Origin of the sequence: Pseudothauera lacus (assembly GCF_003034845.1) — a bacterium.
Classification (GTDB): Bacteria; Pseudomonadota; Gammaproteobacteria; order Burkholderiales; family Rhodocyclaceae; genus Pseudothauera; species Pseudothauera lacus.
Map to the genome: position 1 here is coordinate 143,770 of NZ_PZKC01000006.1, position 20,219 is coordinate 163,988.

9 protein-coding genes are annotated in these 20,219 nt (G+C 65.9%); 3 read left to right on the forward strand and 6 right to left on the reverse strand.

Going from position 1 to position 20,219, the window contains the following annotated elements; all coding sequences use genetic code 11:
- Position 1: 1 nt before the first annotated feature.
- From C8261_RS09230 to C8261_RS09240, 3 genes are read right to left on the reverse strand one after another with little or no spacing between them, the layout of a single operon-like run.
- Positions 2–565, reverse strand: coding sequence for an NADH-quinone oxidoreductase subunit B family protein (locus C8261_RS09230; RefSeq protein ID WP_107493412.1), 564 nt, complete (start codon positions 563–565; stop codon positions 2–4).
- Positions 565–1,269 carry a 2Fe-2S iron-sulfur cluster-binding protein gene (locus tag C8261_RS09235; protein WP_107493414.1) on the reverse strand — a complete coding sequence of 235 codons (705 nt, stop codon included), beginning with the start codon at positions 1,267–1,269 and terminating at the stop codon, positions 565–567. Before C8261_RS09235 ends, C8261_RS09230 begins: the two co-directional genes overlap by 1 nt.
- Positions 1,266–3,071, reverse strand: a complete 1,806-nt coding sequence (locus tag C8261_RS09240) for an NAD(P)H-dependent oxidoreductase subunit E (protein WP_107493415.1) — start codon at positions 3,069–3,071, stop codon at positions 1,266–1,268. Before C8261_RS09240 ends, C8261_RS09235 begins: the two co-directional genes overlap by 4 nt.
- Positions 3,072–3,350: 279 nt before the next feature.
- Between C8261_RS09240 and C8261_RS09245 the strand changes: the two genes are divergently transcribed.
- Entirely contained in the window at positions 3,351–6,215 is a 2,865-nt protein-coding gene (locus tag C8261_RS09245; RefSeq protein ID WP_107493416.1) for an adenosylcobalamin-dependent ribonucleoside-diphosphate reductase, read from the forward strand.
- Positions 6,216–6,297: 82 nt separating this feature from the next.
- On the opposite strand, the gene C8261_RS09250 is transcribed toward C8261_RS09245, so the two are convergent.
- From C8261_RS09250 to xdp1, 3 genes are all read right to left on the reverse strand, one after another.
- Positions 6,298–6,792 (reverse strand): methyltransferase family protein, encoded by a 495-nt coding sequence (locus tag C8261_RS09250; RefSeq protein WP_107493417.1) that lies wholly within the window; start codon positions 6,790–6,792, stop codon positions 6,298–6,300.
- A complete protein-coding gene (locus tag C8261_RS09255; RefSeq protein ID WP_107493418.1) occupies positions 6,783–7,403 on the reverse strand; it encodes an acyl carrier protein phosphodiesterase in 621 nt (206 codons plus the stop codon). Before C8261_RS09255 ends, C8261_RS09250 begins: the two co-directional genes overlap by 10 nt.
- Before the next feature lie 104 nt (positions 7,404–7,507).
- Complete coding sequence (gene xdp1, locus C8261_RS09260; protein WP_107493419.1) at positions 7,508–8,290, reverse strand: exosortase-dependent surface protein XDP1; 783 nt, start codon at positions 8,288–8,290, stop codon at positions 7,508–7,510.
- A gap of 662 nt (positions 8,291–8,952) precedes the next feature.
- Between xdp1 and C8261_RS09265 the strand changes: the two genes are divergently transcribed.
- Both C8261_RS09265 and C8261_RS09270 read left to right on the forward strand, forming a co-directional pair.
- A complete protein-coding gene (locus C8261_RS09265; RefSeq protein ID WP_107493420.1) occupies positions 8,953–11,340 on the forward strand; it encodes a phosphoketolase family protein in 2,388 nt (795 codons plus the stop codon).
- Between the two features lie 3 nt (positions 11,341–11,343).
- Positions 11,344–20,079 (forward strand): GH36-type glycosyl hydrolase domain-containing protein, encoded by an 8,736-nt coding sequence (locus tag C8261_RS09270; RefSeq protein WP_235864882.1) that lies wholly within the window; start codon positions 11,344–11,346, stop codon positions 20,077–20,079.
- Positions 20,080–20,219: the final 140 nt, after the last annotated feature.

A 20,219-nucleotide genomic window follows, 5' to 3' on the forward strand; every position in this document is an offset into this window, starting at 1 on the left:
GTCAGTCGTAGTGCAGCATGGGGTGGGACAGCCGCGGCGTGCGGCCGGAGATCAGGTCGGTGAGGAACTTCCACAGCGCATCGCCAGACGGCGGACAGCCGGGGACGAAGTAATCGACCCGCACCACCTCGTGGATCGGACGCACCTTGTCGAGCAGCAGCGGCAGCTCGGGATCGCTGGGAATCTGTGCGCCGGCGACCCCTTCGCGATACTGGTAGACCTGCTGCAGGCAGGCGCCGACGTCGAGATGATTGCGCTGCGCCGGCAGGCCGCCATTCACCGAACAGGCTCCCACCGCCACCAGGATCTTGCAGTTGCGGCGGAATTCGCGCAGTACGTGGACATTCTCGGCATTGCACACCCCGCCTTCGATGAGGCCGATGTCGCAGGGCCCGCAGTGCTTGATGTCGGTGAGCGGGGAGCGGTCGAAATCGACCAGCTCGACGAGGTCGAAGAGGCGCTCGTCGATGTCGAGCAGCGACATGTGACAGCCAAAACAGCCGGCCAGCGAGGTGGTGGCGACGCGCAGCTTCGGCCGGCGGGCGTCGCGGGCAGCGTTGTCCATCACTCTCCCTCCTCCAGCGCCACGGTATGGATGGGCTTGGCGTCGTACTTGCGCTTGCCGATGGTGACCGCAAAGCCGACGCGCTTGTGCAGGATCACCCCCACCGGGCAGATGTTGGCGGCCAGATCGTCGGCGGCAAAGTCGGTGTCGGCAAGCCGCCCGGACTCCGCATTCACCGCCAGGTGCTTGTGGATGCCGCGCCCGGTGAGTGCGAAGACGTTCTTGCCGTCGACGTCGCGCGAGGCGCGCACGCACAGCTCGCAGAAGATGCAGCGGTTGAAGTCGAGCAGCATGTCGCGGTGCGAGGCATCCACCGGACGGTCGGGGAAGAAGTGGTTGAAGCGCGGGGTGAGCATCTCGAGGTCGTAGGCCAGCGCCTGCAACTGGCAGTTGCCGCTCTTCTCGCACGACGGACAGAAGTGATTGCCCTCGACGAACAGCATCTGCAGCAGCGCGCGACGCTCGCCGTTGATCTCCGGGGTATTGCTCTCCACCTCCATGCCTTCCTTGGCCGGCAGCGCACAGGACGATACGTGCCGGCCACCGACCTTGACGATGCACAGCTTGCACGAGCCGTGCGGCGGAAAGTCCGGATGCCAGCACAGGTGCGGGATGTAGTGACCGGCGGCGTGGGCGGCCTGGAGGATGGTCTGGCCGTCCTCGAAGGGAACCGGCTGGCCGTCGAAGAGAAACTGCCTGCTCATCGCGTGGTCTCCTGCTCACGGTCGAGGAAGGCGCCGGGGTCGTCGCGCCCGGCGGCCGTGCGCGCCCCGGCGAGGGCGGCGTTGAGATCGAAGGCGGGCTCGAAGTCGAGATTGCGCAGATGACGCTCGAAGGCCGGACGGAACTTCACCAGTGCATCGACCACTGCGTTGGGCGCGCTCGAACCCAGCCCGCAGTGGCTGGACTGGCGCAGCAGGCGGTTGATCCACTCGATGTCGGCGAGATCCATCTTGGCACCGTAACCGCTCGCCAGCTTGTTCATGTAGTTGTCGAGCAGCGAGGTGCCGACCCGGCACGGGGTACAGAAGCCGCAGCTCTCGTGAGCGAAGAAATGGACGAAGTTGCGCGCCACCTCGAACATGTCGCGGCTTGAATCGAAGATCATGAAGGCCCCTGCGGTGGGCACGTCCTCGAAGGCGATGCGGCGGTGGAACTCGTAGCTCGCCAGCGTCATCCCCGAGGCCCCGCCGACCTGCACGGCCTGCACGTCGGAGGCCCCGCAGTCTTCCAGGACGTGCTCGATGCTGACCCCGAAGGGGTACTCGTAGATCCCCGGGTAGGCACAGTCACCGGAGATCGACAGCAGCTTGGTGCCGGTCGATTGCGCGGTGCCGGTGGCCGCAAAGGCTTCGCCGCCATGCAGCGCGATGAGGGTGGTCTTGGCCAGGGTCTCGACGTTGTTGACCACCGTCGGCCGCCCCAGATAGCCGTGGGTGACCGGGAAAGGCGGACGGATGCGCGGCGTGCCACGCTTGCCTTCGAGCGATTCGAGCAGGGCGGTTTCCTCGCCGCAGACGTAGGCACCGGCGCCAAGGTGGATGTCGATGTCGAAGTCGAAACCGGTCTCGCCGAGGATGGCATTGCCGAGCAGTCCGGCGCTGCGCCGCCGCGCCAGCACGTGCTGAAGATGGTCGAGGAGGTAGCGGTACTCGCCGCGCAGGTAGAGGAAGCCGCGCTGCGCCCCCACCGCCCACGCCGCCAGGGTCATGCCCTCGAACACCTGGTCGGCAAAGCTGCTCAGCAGCACGCGGTCCTTGAAGGTGCCGGGTTCGCCCTCGTCGGCGTTGCACACCACCACCTTGTCGGCGCCCGCGGCATCGCGGCAGGCCTGCCATTTCACCGCCGTGGTGAAACCCGCGCCGCCACGACCGCGCAGATTGGACAGCCGCATCTGCGCCAGCCAGTCCTCGCGTCCGCGCGTCAGCGCCGCACGCAGGGCTTCGCCCGGGCGCTGGTCGGGGCCCAGCAGGGCGTCACGGCGGCGGATGTTGTCGTCGACCCGGAACAGCTCGCTGGGCCAGGCGTAGAGCGGCTCCTTGCGGCGGATCAGCTCGGCGATCTGGTTGACGCGGCGGTGATCGACCCGCGTCAGCGGACGGCCATTGACCAGCAGTGCCGGTCCCTGGTCGCACATCCCCGTACAGGAGGTGGTATCAACGCTCACCAGACCATCTTCGGAGAGCTTGCCGCGCTCCACCCACAGCTTGCCGCACAGCGCGTCCATCAACTCAGGGGCGCCCAGCATGCGGTCGGTGATGTTGTCGGAGAACAGCACCCGGTAGTTGCCCACCGGTTCGGTGTACAGGAAGGAATAGAAGCCGGCCACGCCCTCGACCCGCACCCGCGGCACGCCGAGTTCGGCGGCGACTGCGCTGATCAGCTCGGCAGACAGCCAGCCGGCCTTCTCCTGTACGTCTATCAGCACCTGCAGCAGGCGGGTGGCATCCCCGCCGTTGCGGGTGCACGCCTGTGCCGCCAGTTGCGAAGCGTCGAGCCTGCCCATGGGTGCGACTCCTGCCGTTTGACTGTGGCGATTATAGACCTGCGCTACGTCTTTATGCCGATGTTTTCGGCCTCCAACCCTGTCATTTCAAGGCTTTCAGTGCATGAAAGAGGTCTCATGAGGCTACTAGATGTAGTAGATAAGAAATTGTTGACATACGATCAAAGGTCGTAATCTATTGTTTTTTATTAACTTTATTTTTTTGCACATCAAAGCATTTGGAGCTATGCTTCACAGCGTTCCACAGACCACCTACACACCACCACGGACACATCAACGATGAGCGCTACCACCCAGAACGAGGCGGGCAGCAAGGCCAGTGCAGCCACGCTCGCTCCGCAGGAGATTTCCGGCGAAGTCCTGATCGAAAAATACGCCAAGGGCGAGGAGACCAGCATCAACGAAGTGCGCCGCCGCGTTGCGCGCGCGCTGGCCGCCGTCGAGGCCGAGGACAAGCGGGCGTACTGGGAAGCCAAGTTCTACGACGCCCAGGAGCGCGGCTTCGTCCCCGCCGGGCGCATCAACAGCGCCGCCGGCACCAAGCTGCAGGCCACGCTGATCAACTGCTTCGTGCAGCCCGTGGGCGATTCGGTCACCGAGGCCGTCGATGGCCGTCCGGGCATCTACACCGCGCTCGCCCAGGCCGCCGAAACCATGCGCCGCGGTGGCGGCGTGGGTTACGACTTCTCCTCCATCCGCCCCAAGGGCGCGCTGGTCAAGGGCACCGCCTCCAACGCTTCCGGCCCGGTGTCCTACATGCGCGTCTTCGACCGCTCCTGCGAGACGGTGGAGTCCGCCGGCGCGCGCCGCGGCGCGCAGATGGGCGTGCTGCGCTGCGACCACCCCGACATCGAGGAATTCATCCACGCCAAGGACCACGGCGACCTCACCAACTTCAACATCTCCGTGGGGGTCACCGACCCGTTCATGGAAGCAGTGGAGGCCGACGGCCACGTCGAACTCACCCACAAGTCCGAACCCACCGACGAGGTCAAGGAGGCCGGCGCCTACCAGCGCGACGATGGCCTGTGGGTGTATCGCAAGGTGCGCGCGCGCGAGCTGTGGGACCAGATCATGCGCTCGACCTACGACCACGCCGAGCCGGGCATCCTCTTCCTCGACCGCATGAACGCGGACAACAACCTCTACTACTGCGAGACCATCGAGGCCACCAACCCCTGCGCCGAACAACCGCTGCCGCCCTATGGCTGCTGCTGCCTGGGTTCGGTCAATCTCACTCCCTTCATCAAGAACCCGTTCACCGAGCAGGCCGAGTTCGACTACCCCGCCTTCGGCAAGGTCATCGACGTCGCCATCCGCATGCTCGACAACGTCCTCGACGTCACCCACTGGCCGCTCGAACAGCAGCTCAACGAAGCCCAGTCGAAGCGCCGCGTCGGCCTCGGGTTCACCGGCCTGGGCGATGCGCTGATCATGCTCACGCGCCGCTACGACACCCCTGAAGCGCGCGAGGAAGCCCGCAAGATCTCCGACTACATGCGCAACCGCGCCTATCTCGCCTCCGTCGAGCTGGCCCGCGAGCGTGGCTCCTTCCCGCTCTTCAACGCCGACCTCTACCTCTCCGGCGGCAACTTCGCCTCGCGCCTGCCCGCCGACGTGAAGGACAAGATCCGCAAGCACGGCATCCGCAATTCCCACCTGCTGTCGATCGCCCCCACCGGCACGATCAGCCTGGCTTTTGCCGACAACGCCTCCAACGGCATCGAACCGCCCTTCTCCTACACTTACACCCGGCGCAAGCGCATGGCCGACGGCACCTTCAAGGAATACGCCGTCGAGGACTACGCCTGGCGCCTGTACCGCCACCTCGGCGGCAAGGTCGACAAGCTGCCGCCCTACTTCGTCACCGCGCTGGAGATCTCCGCGCAGGCGCACAAGGACATGGTCGCCGCCGTCGCCCCCTACATCGACACCTCCATCTCCAAGACGGTGAACGTACCCGAGGACTACCCCTACGCCGAGTTCGAGGACCTCTACCTCACCGCGTGGAAGGCCGGCCTCAAGGGCCTGGCCACCTACCGGCCCAACTCGGTGCTGGGTTCGGTGCTGTCGGTGACCCCCACCACCGAGCAGAAGCAGCCCCACGACGTCGAGATCGCCGACGCCAACAAGCGCCTCTCGATCAAGAGCCTGCCTGCCCCGGTGCTGTCCAGCCTGCGCTGGCCGGGACGCCCGGAGATGCCCGACGGCAACATGGCGTGGACCTACATGCTCGCCACGCCGAGCGGCGACTTCGCGCTGTTCGTCGGCCAGTTCGGCACCAACGGCGGCACCTTCCCCTTCGAAGTGTGGGTCAACGGCGCCGACCAGCCGCGCGGCCTGGGCGCGGTGGCCAAGACCCTGTCGATGGACATGCGCGCCAACGACCGCGGCTGGCTCAAGCTCAAGCTCGACACCCTGGCGCGCACCGTGGGCGAGAAGTCCTTCGAGATGCCCTTCCCGCCGCACGGCGAGAAGAAGCTGATGCCCGGCGCCGTCTCGGCCTTCGCCCAGGTGGTGCGCTACCGCTGCGAGCAGCTCGGCAGCTTCGACACCGAAGAAGCCTCCCCGGTGCTGGAGACCCTGTTCAGCCTCGAAGAGCCCAAGACCGGCACCGACGGCACGCTGTCGTGGACGGTGGATATCTACAACCCGGCCACCGGCGAAGACTTCGTCCTCGGCCTCAAGGAGATCACCCTCCCCGACGGCGTCACCCGCCCCTACTCGGTGTGGCTCTCCGGCAACTACCCGCGCGCGCTCGACGGCCTCACCCGCATCCTGTCGCTCGACATGCGCGTCATGGACCCGGCCTGGATCGGCATGAAGCTGCGCAAGCTGCTCGACTACCCGGAACCTCTGGGCGACTTCATGGCCTTCATCCCGGGCACCAAGCGCCAGCAGAACTACCCCAGCACCGTGGCCTACATCGCCCAGTTGATGATCCACCGCTACGCCATGCTCGGCGTGCTCGACGAGAAGGGCTACCCGACCCGCGAGATGGGCATCCTGGAGTCGCCGCGCGACGACAGCGAACCCCAGCTGATGCAGGGCGCGCTGTGCTCCGAGTGCGGCAACCACACCGTGATCCGCAAGGACGGCTGCGATTTCTGCACCGCCTGCGGCGCGGTCGGCACCTGCGGCTGAGCACTGCTGCAAGGCCGGCATGAACAGGCCCCGCACGCGCAAGCGTGCGGGGCCTGTTGCCGTCTGCAGCAGCCGCAGACGCTCAGTACAGGAAGGGCAGCAGCTTGCGCACGCGGCGGCGGTAGGCGGCGTAGTGGGGATAGCGCGCCAGCAGCCAGCGCTCCTCGCGCCGCGACTTGAGATCGAGGAAGAGGAACAGCAGCCCCGCATAGACGAGGGTCAGCGTCCCCTGTACGTAGAGCGCCCAGCCGAAGGCCATCAGGATGACACCGAAGTAGATCGGGTGCCGGACCCAGCGGTAGAGGCCGCGCAACACCAGGCTGCCATCGTCGCGCGGATGCGGCAGCGGCGTCAGGCTGCGGCCGAGGTGGGTGGCGGCAAGCAGCGCGATCAGCGCCCCGGTGGCAAGCAGCACGGCGCCGCCCGCCTCTCCTGCGACCTGCAGCCCGGACGGCCACGGCTGCAGGCCACCGATGCTGCGCGGCCCGCCGACAAGCAGCAGGAACAGAGCACCCTGGCCGGCGACGTACCATTCTCCGCGCCTGCCGCGCAGCGCACGGAGCCAGTTCAAGCGCATCGACGGCCCTCCCTGAGCGCGGCAGCATGGCCTTCGGCATCGGCGATGAAGAGAAAGAAATCAGCCTCGAAACCGTCGTAGTGATCGAGCAGCTCGGCCCCCGCTCCGGCCAGCGCATTGGGCTGGCGCAGGCGATGATGCGCCATGCGGTCGAGCGCGAGAGCGACCGCCGCGCTGCTGGCATAGCTTGCCAGCCAGTCGTGCGCAGCCATACGCGCGAACACCTCGATGAAGGACGGCGGCAAGGCCCCCGGCCAGTTCCCGACCTCGCGGTAGAGGGCGGCGGTGCTGGCCGGCAGACTGGCGTCGAAGCCACGCTGCCCGGCCAGCGCTGTCCAATGGCGGGCAAGGAAATGATCGTAGAACAGATCGACCATGATGCCTGACACCCGCCGCCGCGCCGCGCTGACCCGCGCGCGGCTGCGCTGGAAGGCAGGGTGGCGGTCGGCAAAGCTGTCGATGCTGCGGTGCAGGCGCACACCGTCGATGAGTGCGGCGTCGAGCCCCGGCGGGGGAGGATCGAGCACACCCTTGACGAAATCGCCGATCAGCCCGCCGACACGGTCGGCCGGCGCCGGCCCGGCAAGAAAGACGTGGGCAAGGTAGTTCATGCCCGTCACGATAAGGGCTGGCAGCGCGCGGTCAAGGCCTGCATCGGGAAAACGGGCCACGCTATGTGCGTGGCCCGCTGGAAATGCTGTCGCCGCCGTTCAGTTCAGACGCTGCGCCGGCGCCGCAGCGCCAGCATGCCAAGCATGCCGAGACCCAGCAGGGCGAGCGAGCCGGGTTCGGCCACGGTGCTCGGCGGCGGGGGCGGACGGACGCTGCCGGTGACGCCGGCGATCTTGATGAAATCATGACGGCCGTCACCGGTGGTGATCGCAGCACCGCCCGAGGTGGCCTCGAAGGAACCGGCGCCGATCAGCCAGAAACTGGAGTAGATCGGCGTGGCCGTAGCGATGTCGCGCGTCCCGGTGCTGCCGCTGACGTTGGCGACGATTTCCCAGCCGTTGTTGAGCAGCTGGCTGTAGGACAGGCCGCTCATGCTCGACGCCGAGAACGGGTCGCTGCCGGTGTAGGCAAGCACGAAAAGGTCGGTCTGACTGCCGACATTCTTGAAACTGGTCGAGCAACTCCCCCACCAGGTGCAGGAAGTCTGATTGGCCCATGCTTCAGACCAACCCACACCGATCTTGCTGAGATTCACTGCTTCGCTGCCGAAATCGAGCAACAGGCTCTCGAAGCGGGTGTGGTTGTCGAGCGCGTGCTGCGGGGAGCTGGTCGGCTCGCCCGAATAACTGGCGCCGACACCACCGCTCCAGTTCGTCACCGTACCCGCACTGAGCAGATTGGTCGTGTTCGACGCGGTCCAGGCGCTGACATTCACCCCAGAAGAACCCGAAGTAAGGCTCCAGCTCTGGTCGACCCCGGCGTGAGCGAGACCGGCAGCGAGGCTCAGCGCGGAGGCGGCCAGCAAGCGGGAAGGGCTGAAAGTCATCAAAACCTCGGTAAAAAGCAATCTCACGCCTGATTAGCAAAAATCAAGCCAAGAAACATAACCGATTACAATCAGAGACTTGCCGAGCGACGTGGGCAGTACGCGGGAAAAATGTAAAAAAATCCGACAGCCCATACCTTGCTGCGCGCGATCGAGCCCGAATCGAGTTGTGTGCGCGTAGTCGCGCACACAGGCTGGTCAGGGAATCAATTGAATCCGGGTTGCCGTGACCGGTGCACAGGGCGCAGTCCGAAGCGCCGACCACGGCGGTGGCCGTCAGACGGCCAGTCTCAACTCCTTCTTCTGCTCGGCCAACAGGGTCATGTTCAGGTCGGCGCATCAAAAGCAAAAAGGCCTGCACCATCCGGGCATCTGTGCGGCAACGAACAGATGTGCCCGCAGTCCGGCCTGTACTGTCGGTACAGCCGGATCAAGGGAATGAGACGCTTCGGCAAGCGGATGCACGAGAGTACGTTGCGCAGCGCGCACAGAAATCGTTCATGCAGCAGGCCTTCCGACACCATCGCCGACGAAGCCGGCAAGTGGACTGGACGCTCGACACACGGTTGAGCGTATTGCAGGACAGGCCTGGCGGATCGCCCCCGACTGCGCAGAGGAGTCTCCTCATCAACGGCCTGCCAAGGATGATCCAGGAGAACCAAATGGCCTCGACCACTGCCGCACTTGACCACGGGACACTTGCGCGCATGGACGCCTGGTGGCGCGCCGCCAACTATCTGTCGGTCGGGCAGATCTATCTGCTCGACAATCCGCTGCTCAAGGAGCCCCTTCGGCGCTCCCACATCAAACCGCGACTGCTCGGTCACTGGGGGACCACCCCGGGACTGAACTTCATCTACGTTCACATGAACCGGCTGATCCAGCAACAGGATCTGTCCATGATCTTCATTGCCGGCCCGGGTCACGGCGGACCGGCGGTGGTCGCCAACACCTGGCTTGAGGGCAGTTACAGCGAGTTGTACGCCGACATCTCGCAGGATGAGGAAGGCATGCGTCGCCTCTTTCGCCAGTTCTCGTTTCCGGGAGGCATCCCGAGCCATGCTGCACCGGAGACCCCTGGCTCCATCCATGAAGGCGGCGAACTGGGTTACGCGCTGCTGCACGCCTACGGGGCGGTATTCGACAATCCTGATCTGATCGCCTGCTGTGTGGTTGGGGACGGTGAAGCTGAAACCGGCCCCCTGGCCACTTCCTGGCATTCAAACAAGTTCCTCAATCCGCGCAGCGACGGTGCGGTGCTACCGATACTGCACCTCAATGGCTACAAGATCGCCAACCCAGCCATTCTCGCGCGGATCAGCAACTGCGAGCTCGAACACCTGATGACCGGCTATGGCTACCAGCCCCACTTCGTCGAAGGCGAGGACCCAAAAGTCATGCACGCGCTAATGGCGGCGGCAACCGACGCAGCAATTGTCGAGATTCGGGCGATCCAGCATGAAGCGCGGGCTGGGGGTGACCAGAGCCGCCCCCTCAGCCGTCCGCGGTGGCCGATGATCATACTGCGCTCGCCCAAGGGGTGGACCGGCCCGAGGGCAGTAGACGGCAGAAAAAGCGAGGGATTCTGGCGTTCCCACCAAGTCCCGTTCGGGGAGATGGATAACCCCGACCATATCCGCCTGCTCGAAGATTGGATGCACGGATATGGCCCGGAAGCACTGTTTGAATCCGACGGCAGCTTGCGCGCCGAACTCGCGGCACTCGCACCTGCCGGCACTCGCCGCATGGGGGCCAACCCCCACGCCAACGGCGGCACCCTGCTGCGCGACCTGCGCTTGCCCGACTTTCGCGACTACGCGGTGGTCGTGCCCGCACCCGGCAGCGTGCGAGCGGAGGCGACCCGTGCGATGGGGACGTATCTGCGCGACGTGATGCGACGGAACATGACCAACTTCCGCGTGTTCGGCCCCGATGAGACCGCCTCCAACCGCCTCGGGGCGCTGTTCGAGGTCACCGACCGGACGTGGATGGATGCGCGTTTCGACTACGACGAGCACCTCGCGCCCGACGGGCGGGTCGTGGAAATGCTCTCCGAACACGCCTGCGAGGGCTGGCTGGAAGGCTATCTGCTCACCGGGCGGCACGGCTTGTTCTCTTGCTACGAGGCCTTCATCCACATCATCGACTCGATGTTCAACCAGCACGCCAAGTGGCTCAAGGTGTGTGGCGAAATCGCGTGGCGGCGCCCGATCGCCTCGCTCAACATCCTGCTCACCTCGCACGTCTGGCGCCAGGACCACAACGGCTTCTCGCATCAGGATCCGGGTTTCATCGACCATGTGGTGAACAAGAAAGCCGACATCATTCGCGTCTATCTGCCCCCCGATGCCAACACCCTGCTGGTGGTCACCGACCAGTGCCTGAGAAGCCGCGATCTGGTAAATGTCATCGTGGCCGGCAAGCAACCCGAACGCCAATGGCTCGACATGGACGCCGCGATCGACCATGCCGGCGCCGGGATCGGTCTGTGGGAATGGGGGTGCAGCGATCAGGGCGGCGAACCGGACATCGTGCTGGCGGCCGCCGGCGACGTACCCACGCTGGAGATGCTCGCCGCCATCGACATCCTGCGCGAACTCACCCCCGAGCTGAAGATCCGCTTCATCAACGTAGTCGATCTGATGACGCTGCAGCCCCGGGAAGAACATCCGCACGGCCTGTCCGACGCCGAGTTCGTGTCGCTGTTCCGCCCCGCCACCCCCATTCTCTTTGCCTACCACGGCTACCCGTGGCTGATTCACCGCCTGACCTACCGGCGCAGCAACCACGGCAATCTGCACGTGCGCGGCTACAAGGAGGAAGGCACCACCACCACGCCCTTTGACATGGTGGTGCTCAACACCCTGGATCGCTTCCACCTGGTGATCGATGTCGCCACCTGGGTACCGAAGCTGCACCCCCGCGCCGCGCACATCAAGCAGCTCATGCGCGACCGGCTCAACCAGCACACCCGTTACATCCACGCGCACGGCGAGGACATGCCCGAGATCCGCGACTGGGCATGGCCGGCCCGACTGCCGGGGGCCTGAGCATTGAAACGCGCGCCTCAATTCGTCGAATCCTGGCGCACGCTGAAGGCACGCTTTGGCGCGCGCACGGCCCTGCCTGCATCCCCTGACGACGAGTTGCCGCTGCGCTCCGAGCTCTTCAGCGCCGACCAGATGGTACAGCACGGCAGGACATTGGCGGCGGCGCACCAAGTGGTACGCGCGTACGCACCGGACCGCCTGCTGGCCCGCCTGGCAGCGAACGAGTCGGCCCTGGTCGGGGTATCCAGGCGCCTGACCGAAGCCGTCACCGAGAACCGCCGCATCACCCCGGCCGGCGAATGGCTGCTGGACAACTTCTATCTCATTGAAGGACAGATCAATACCGCCAAGCGGCACCTGCCCAAGGGCTACAGCCGCGAACTCCCCCGTCTGGCGCAAGGACCGTCGGCCGGCTGCCCGCGCGTCTATGACCTCGCGCTGGAGCTCGTCGCCCATGGCGATGGCCGGGTGGACACCGACAGTCTCAGCCGCTTCGTAACCTCCTACCAAAATGTCGACACCCTTCAGCTCGGCGAACTGTGGGCGATTCCGATCATGCTGCGGCTGGCGCTGATCGAGAACCTGCGCCGTGTCGGGGTGCGTGTCGCCACGGCGTGGGACGAGCGCAACCTGGCCGACACCTGGGCGGACCGGATGATCGAGACCGCAGAGCAGGATGCGAAGAACCTGATCGTGGTGATTGCCGACATGGCACGCTCCAACCCGCCGATGGCTAGCGCCTTCGTTGCCGAGCTTGCGCGCCGCCTGCAGGGGCGAGGGCCGGCGCTGACGCTTGCACTGTCATGGATCGAGCAGCGCCTGGCCGAAGCGGGCCTGACCACAGAGTTGATGGTGCAGTCGGAGAGTCAGCAGCAAGCAGCCGATCAGGTGTCGATCAGCAACAGCATCGGCAGTCTGCGTGCGCTGGGGGCGATCGACTGGCGCGCCTTCGTCGAGAGCATGAGCGTGGTCGAGCACACCCTGGTCGAGGACCCGGGAGGCGTCTATGGCCGGATGGACTTCGCCACCCGCGATCGCTACCGCCATGCCACCGAGCGGATCGCGAAGCGGGGCCGCCTGTCCGAGGTCGAGGTTGCGCGCAAGGCGCTCGAACTGGCGCGCGCGGCAGCAGACAGCGGCGCCGGGGAGCGCCAGGCGCATGTCGGCTACTACCTGATCGACCGCGGCATGCCGCGCCTCGAGCGGGCGGCGCAGATTCGTCCGGGCGCTCTCGACATCTTGCGCAGACTTGCAGACCGGCATCCCTTGCTGCCCTATCTGGGCGCGATCGCCTTGATCGCACTGACCGTGACCGCAGGACTGCTGACACAGGGCGGGATTGAGCACGTCGCGCTATGGGTGTCCGTGCCGACTACCGTTCTCGCGCTGCTCGCGGCGAGTCAGCTCGCGGTCGCACTGGTGAACTGGCTCGCAACCCTGTTGGTGACCCCGCAACCCTTGCCCCGCATGGACTTCTCGAACGGCATCCCGCCGCGCTCGCGCACGCTGGTGGTAGTCCCGACGATGCTTTCCAGCGCCGCAGCCATCGAGAGCCTGGCGGAGGCCCTGGAAGTGCGCTTCCTGGCGAACCGCGACGAATGTCTGCACTTCGGCCTGGTGACGGACTTTCTGGATGCGCCGCAGGCCTCGCTTGCCGAGGATGAAGCGCTGGTGCAACGGGTCCAGGCAAGGATAGAGGCGCTGAACCTGAAGTACGCCAGCACCAGGGGGCTCATCGGCAATGACCGCTTCTTCCTGTTTCATCGCCCGCGGAGGTGGAACCCCCATGAGCGGATCTGGATGGGGTACGAGCGTAAGCGCGGCAAGCTGGAGGACGTGATCGCGCTGCTGCGCGACTGCGCGGCGGGTGTACACGAACCGGCCCGCGACGCCTTCGCGCTCGTGGTCGGTGACACCGCGGCGCTGTCCGAAGTGAGCTACATCATCACGCTGGACACCGATACACAGCTGCCGCGCGATGCGGCAAACCAGCTGGTCGGGGCCATGGCGCACCCGCTGAATCGCCCGCACTACGACCCGGTCAAGCGCCGCGTCACGGAGGGTTATGGCATTCTTCAACCACGCATCGCAATCAGTCTGCCGAGCACCAACCGCTCCCGCTATGCGCAACTCCATGGCGGGGAGCCGGGTGTCGATCCGTACACACGCGCCGTATCGGACGTGTACCAGGACGTGTTCGGCGAAGGCTCGTTCATCGGCAAGGGCATCTTCGATGTCGACACCTTCGAACAGGCACTGGGCGGATGCCTCCCCGAAAACCGGATTCTCAGCCACGATCTGCTGGAAGGCTGTTACGCACGCGCCGGACTGCTGAGCGACGTGTGCCTGTACGAGGACTATCCGGCACGCTACAGCGTCGATGTCAGCCGGCGCCACCGCTGGATTCGCGGTGACTGGCAGTTGACCACGTGGCTGCTGCGGCGCGTGCCGTGCGGGTACGAAGACGGTGGCGGCCCATATCACCGCAAGAATCCGCTTTCGACGCTATCGCAATGGAAGCTGGCCGACAACCTGCGGCGCAGCCTGGTGCCAGCCACACTGACGCTGCTGCTGCTGCTGGGGTGGACCGCCTTGCCTGCGGCATGGCTGTGGACCCTGGCGGTACTGGGCATATTGCTGATCCCCACCATGTGCCTCACCGCGGTCGACCTGTGCGGCAAGTCCGACGAGGTGCTGTTGCGCCAGCACCTCTCGGCTGTTGCACACTCGGCCGTACGTCGCACCATGCAGGTCGGGTTCGAGCTTGCCTGTCTTCCCTACGAGGCGTGCTTCAGTCTGGACGCGATCGTGCGTACCCACTGGCGGCTGCTGGTGACCCACCGCCGGCTGCTCGAATGGAAGCCGTCGGGCGAGATCGATCGCGAGTCGGCGAGCCCCGCCCACAACGACCTGGCCCAGGCCTGGCGGAGGATGTGGGTCGGTCCCGCCACCGCTTTCGCAATGGCTGGCTGGCTTGCCGTTGCCGACCCGGCGGTGTTGCTCGTGGCCGGACCGATCCTGCTCCTGTGGCTCCTGTCACCGTTCGTCGCTTGGTGGATCAGCCGCCCGCTGATACGCCGCAAGGCGAGCCTGAGTGGCTCCCAGGTGCACTTCCTGCGCATGTTGTCGCGGCGCACCTGGGGGTACTTCGACCGATTCGTCGGCCCGGACGATCATTGGCTGCCACCCGACAACTACCAGGAATATCGAGTTGCCGCGATAGCACACCGCACCTCGCCGACCAACATGGGACTGGCGTTGCTGGCGAATCTGGCAGCCTACGACTTCGGCTATCTGACCGCCGGGCGGCTGCTGGAGCGAAGCGCCAACACACTGCGCACGATGGCCGCGCTCGAACGCAACCGGGGGCACTTCTACAACTGGTATGACACGCAGACCTTGAAGGCGCTGCCGCCGCTGTACATCTCGACGGTGGACAGCGGCAATCTCGCCGCCCACCTGCTGACCCTGCGCGCCGGACTGCTGGCGCTACCCGATCACAAGGTACTGGGGGCGCAGTGGCTCGACGGGCTGGCCGACTGCCTTGCCGTCCTGGAGCAGGTGGCGGGTGACGCGGGCACGCCCATTGCGCTCCGCCTGACAGGCTTGCGCACGGAACTGGAGCTGCTTTGCGCCGCCCCGCCGGCGACCGTGGCACAGGCACATTCGTCCTACTCGGCGCTGGCAAGACGCGCTGCGGAGCTTGCGCAGTTGGCTGCCGCGGACCGCGGTGCCAGCGAAGACACCGGACCGGACGGCGACTTCGCCTGGTGGGCGGACGCACTTGCCCGCCAGTGTCAGGCGCTGCCCGATGAACTCGATGAACTCGCCGACGGCACTGCACACCGAACAGGCGACAAGCTTCCGAGCCTGCGGGAGCTCGCCGCGGCCGGGAGCGAGCGGGCGCGTGAGCGGATCGCAGCGATCGAGCGTATGGCTGCGCAAGCCTTCGAGTTGGCGCGCATGGACTTCACTTTCCTGTACGACCACACGCGCCACCTGCTCGCCATTGGTTACGACGTCTCCGCGCAACGCACCGATGCGAGCTACTACGACCTACTGGCCTCGGAAGCGCGCCTGAGCAGCTTCGTGGCCATTGCCCAGGGGCAAATCCCCCAGGACAACTGGTTCGCACTCGGGCGGCTGCTCATCGATGCGGCTGGAGAACCGGTGCTGCTGTCGTGGGGCGGTTCGATGTTCGAGTATCTGATGCCGCTGCTGGTGATGCCGACCTACGACAACACGCTGCTCGAGCGCAGCTGCAGTGCGGCCGTGGCGCGCCAGATCGCCTACGGCAACCAGCGCGGCGTACCGTGGGGCATGTCGGAATCCGGCTACAACACCGTCGACGCCCAGTTGCAATACCAGTACCACGCCTTCGGCGTTCCGGGGCTGGGACTCAAGCGCGGGCTAGCCGACGACGTCGTGGTAGCCCCCTATGCTTCGGTGCTCGCGCTAATGGTGGCGCCCGAGCATGCCTGCCAGAACCTGCAGCGACTCGCCGCGGCGGGTTTCCTCGGTCGCTTCGGCTTCTTCGAAGCGATCGACTACACGCCGGCACGGCAGCGTCGCGGACAGACGCACACCGTGGTGCGTTCATTCATGGCTCATCACCAGGGCATGAGCCTGCTGGCGCTGGCCTACCAGATCCTGGACCGCCCGATGCAGCGCCGCTTCGAATCGGAGCCCTTGTTGCAGACGGTCATGCTGCTGCTCCAGGAACGGGTTCCGCGGGCCTCCACGCTGTTCTCCCATACCGCCCAGCTGTCCGCGGTGCATTCCACCGCGGAGGCGGCCCAGACCCCGATGCGCGTGTTCGCCACCCCGGATACGCCCAGCCCGGAGGTTCAGCTGCTGTCCAACGGCCGCTACCATGTGCTGATCACCAACGCGGGCGGTGGCTACAGTCGCTGGAAGGGCCTGGCCGTTACACGCTGGCGCGAGGACGGTACCTGCGACAACTGGGGCAGCTTCTGCTATATCCGCGAGACGACGGGTGGATCGACCACGCTGGCGAACGGTGCGTACTGGTCGAGCGGCTACCAGCCGACGCGCAGGAAGCCGCTGGATTACGAAGCGATCTTCTGCGAGGGGCGGGCCGAGTTCCGCCGCCGCGATGCAACCGCCGATGGCGAAGGCGAGTTCGAGACCTACACCGAGATCGTCGTCTCGCCCGAGGACGACATCGAACTGCGCCGGGTACGCATCACCAACCGCTCACGGCAGCGCCGCGAAATCGACCTCACAAGCTACGCCGAGGTGGTGATTGCGCCACAAACTTCGGACGCACTCCATCCGGCCTTCAGTAATCTCTTCGTGCAGACCGAGATCCTGCGCGAACACAACGCCATCCTGTGCCGGAGGCGCCCGCGCTCGGTTGCCGAGAATCCGCCGTGGATGCTGCACCTGATAGCGGTTCATGACGGCGAGGCGGGCGAAATGTCCTTCGAAACCGATCGCCAGCGCTTCATCGGCCGCACCGGCAGCACTGCCGAGCCGTTAGCGATGAGCGCGCCGGGGACGCTTTCGGGTACCGACGGCGCGGTGCTGGACCCCATTGTCGCGATTCGCTGCCCGATCGGACTCGAGCCATACCAGTCGGTAACCATCGACATTGTGTCGGGCATTGCCGAGAGCCGCGAGATGGCGCTCGGCCTAGTCGGGAAGTTCCAGGATCGGCATCTCGCCGACAGGGTCTTCGAGCTGGCATGGACCCACAACCAGGTGGTGCTCCAGCAGCTCAACGCCAGCGAGGGCGACGCACAACTCCATGCACGCCTTGCCGCCGCCGTCATCTTCGCCAGCCCCGGACTGCGCGCCGCCCCCTCGGTGCTGGCGATCAATCACCGCGGGCAGTCCGCGCTTTGGGGCTATGCCATCTCCGGCGATCTGCCGATCGTGCTGCTGCAGATCAAGAATGCGGCAAACATCGACCTCGTACGCCAACTCGTGCAGGCCCATGCCTACTGGCGGCTGAAGGGGCTGGCAGTGGATCTGGTGATCTGGAACGAGGACCGCGCGGGCTACCGCGAGCGCCTGCATGAACAGATCATGGGGCTGATCGCCTCGGGCATCGAGGCCAGCATCATCGACCGGCCAGGGGGCATCTTCGTGCGCTCCTGCGAGCACATGCCCAGCGAGGACCGCATCCTGTTCCAGGCGGTCGCCCGTGCGGTGATCACGGATGAACGCGGAACGCTGCTCGATCAGCTCGACCACCGACGGATTGCGGCACCGTCGCTGCCGCTCCTGATGCCGAAGCGTTCGCCGGCGACCGAGGCGCCGGCCGCGGATGGGCCCACATCAGCTCCACCGCGCGACCTGATCCTGTCCAACGGGCTCGGTGGCTTCACAGCCGACGGGCGCGAGTACGTCATCGTGCTGGAAGCTGGGCGGGTCACGCCGGCGCCCTGGGTGAATGTCCTGGCGAATCCCGGCTTCGGCACGCTGGTCTCGGAAAGTGGCGGTGCCTGCACATGGGGTGAGAACGCACATGAGTTCCGGCTCACACCGTGGCAGAACGACCCGGTGAGCGACGCCTGCGGCGAGGCGCTGTACCTGCGCGACGAGGACACCGGCCGCGTCTGGTCCCCCACACCCCTTTCCATCCGCGCTGCGCGGCCGTGCGTGATCCGCCACGGATTCGGCTACACGGTTTTCGATACACAGGACGAAGGCATCCGCTCGGAGCTCTGGGTCTACGTGGCGGCGGACGCCCCGGTGAAGTTCTCGGTGCTGAAGTTGCACAACGCATCGGGCCGACCGCGCAGGATTTCCGCGACCGGCTACGTCGAGTGGGTGCTGGGTGACCTGCGATCGAAATCGGCCATGCACGTCGTAACCGAAATCGCTCCGCGCGACGGCGCACTGCTCGCACGCAATGCCTTCAACGCGGAGTTCGCGGAGCATCGTGCGTTCTTCGATGTCGATGACCCCGAGCGCACCCTGACCGGCGACCGTGCGGAGTTCATCGGGCGCAACGGCACGCTGCGCGACCCGGCCGCCATGAGACGATCGCGCCTTTCCGGAAAAGTCGGCGCGGCGCTCGACCCATGCGCCGCGATCCAGGTCAGTGTCGACCTGCCCACAGGCGCGAGGCGCGAGATCGTCTTCCGGCTTGGCGTCGGGCGCAATGCCGAGCACGCCACCGAACTGGTGCAGCGCTACCGCGGGCCGAAAGCCGCCGCCGACACCCTCGAAGCGCTGCGGCAGCACTGGCGCCACACCCTTGGCGCGGTCCAGGTGGAGACGCCCGACCCGGCGGTGAACGTGCTGGCCAACGGCTGGCTGGTGTACCAGACGCTTGCTTGTCGGCTGTGGGCGCGCAACGGCTACTACCAGTCGGGCGGCGCGTTCGGTTTCCGCGACCAGTTGCAGGACGTCATGGCGCTGGTGCACACCCGGCCGGACCTGGTGCGCGAACACCTTCTGCTATGCGCAAGCCGGCAATTCAGGGAGGGCGATGTCCAGCACTGGTGGCACCCCCCTTCGGGCCGCGGGGTGCGTACGCAGTGTTCTGACGACTACCTGTGGCTGCCGCTGGCGGTGTGCCGCTATGTCATGTGTACTGGTGACGCCGGCGTGCTGGATGAACAGGCGTGGTTTCTGGACGGGCGTCCGGTCGGTGCGGAAGAGGACGGCTACTACGATCTTCCCGGCCACTCGACCGATACGGCCAGCCTATACGAACACTGTGTGCGGGCGATCCGCCACGGACTCCGGTTCGGCGAGCGCGGCCTGCCGCTTATCGGCTCCGGTGACTGGAACGACGGCATGAGCCGGGTCGGCATCCAGGGCAAGGGCGAGAGCGTCTGGCTCGGTTTCTTCCTGATCACGGTGCTCGAGCAGTTCACCCCGGTGGCGCGCGCGCGGGGCGACCTGGCCTTCGCGGCGTCCTGCAGCGAGGCGGGCGCGGCACTGCGGGGGAACATTGAACGCCATGCATGGGATGGCCAGTGGTATCGCCGCGCCTGGTTCGACGATGGCACCGCGCTGGGTTCGGCGGCCAATACGGAATGCCGCATCGATTCGATCTCGCAGAGCTGGTCGGTACTGTCCGGGGCGGGCGACGACAGGCGCGCGCGCATGGCGATGAATGCCCTCCATGAGCACCTGGTACACCACAACGACGGCCTGGTGCAGCTTCTCGACCCGCCCTTCGACACCACGGACATGGACCCCGGTTATATCCGGGGATATCTCCCCGGGGTACGCGAGAACGGCGGGCAATACACCCATGCGGCAATCTGGGCGGCGATGGCATTTGCCGCACTCGGCGAGCGCGAGCGCGCCTGGGAACTGATGGACCTGATCAACCCGGTGAATCACGGGTCATCGAGCACCGCTATCGAAACCTACAAACTGGAACCCTATGTCGTGGCTGCCGACGTCTATGCGCTGCGTCCACATGTCGGCCGTGGCGGCTGGAGTTGGTATACCGGGTCGGCCGGGTGGATGTACCGGCTCGTGCTCGAATCCCTGCTCGGATTAACGCTGGAGGAGGGCAACCGGCTGCGACTCGCCCCCTGTCTGCCACCGGACTGGCAAACGATGAGGATCGACTACCGGTACCAAGACACGGTGTACCGCATTGCAGTCGTTCAAACGCGTGTTACGGGTGGCAACCAGCGTAGGCCGCCGCGGATGATTGTCGACGGCACCCCCCAGCACGACTGCCTGATCGGACTCATCGATGACCGGCTTGATCACTTGGTCGAGGTGAGCATGGATGCCGAGTAGATGGCAGGCGAGGTACACCCGGCCCGGTACTGCACCGCCGCGCACAGGGCTGTCGACGCCGGTGGTTCCCAGGGAGATGACTTTGACGAGGAAGAGGTCGAAATGTACGTCAGCACCGGCATTGACAACACTGCAGCGCC

Coding starts and splice junctions, on each gene's coding strand:
- C8261_RS09230 (WP_107493412.1), bottom strand. CDS start 565: ATGGACAACGCTGCCCGCGACGCCCGCCGGCCGAAGCTGCGCGTCGCC.
- C8261_RS09235 (WP_107493414.1), bottom strand. CDS start 1,269: ATGAGCAGGCAGTTTCTCTTCGACGGCCAGCCGGTTCCCTTCGAGGAC.
- C8261_RS09240 (WP_107493415.1), bottom strand. CDS start 3,071: ATGGGCAGGCTCGACGCTTCGCAACTGGCGGCACAGGCGTGCACCCGC.
- C8261_RS09245 (WP_107493416.1), top strand. CDS start 3,351: ATGAGCGCTACCACCCAGAACGAGGCGGGCAGCAAGGCCAGTGCAGCC.
- C8261_RS09250 (WP_107493417.1), bottom strand. CDS start 6,792: ATGCGCTTGAACTGGCTCCGTGCGCTGCGCGGCAGGCGCGGAGAATGG.
- C8261_RS09255 (WP_107493418.1), bottom strand. CDS start 7,403: ATGAACTACCTTGCCCACGTCTTTCTTGCCGGGCCGGCGCCGGCCGAC.
- xdp1 (WP_107493419.1), bottom strand. CDS start 8,290: ATGACTTTCAGCCCTTCCCGCTTGCTGGCCGCCTCCGCGCTGAGCCTC.
- C8261_RS09265 (WP_107493420.1), top strand. CDS start 8,953: ATGGCCTCGACCACTGCCGCACTTGACCACGGGACACTTGCGCGCATG.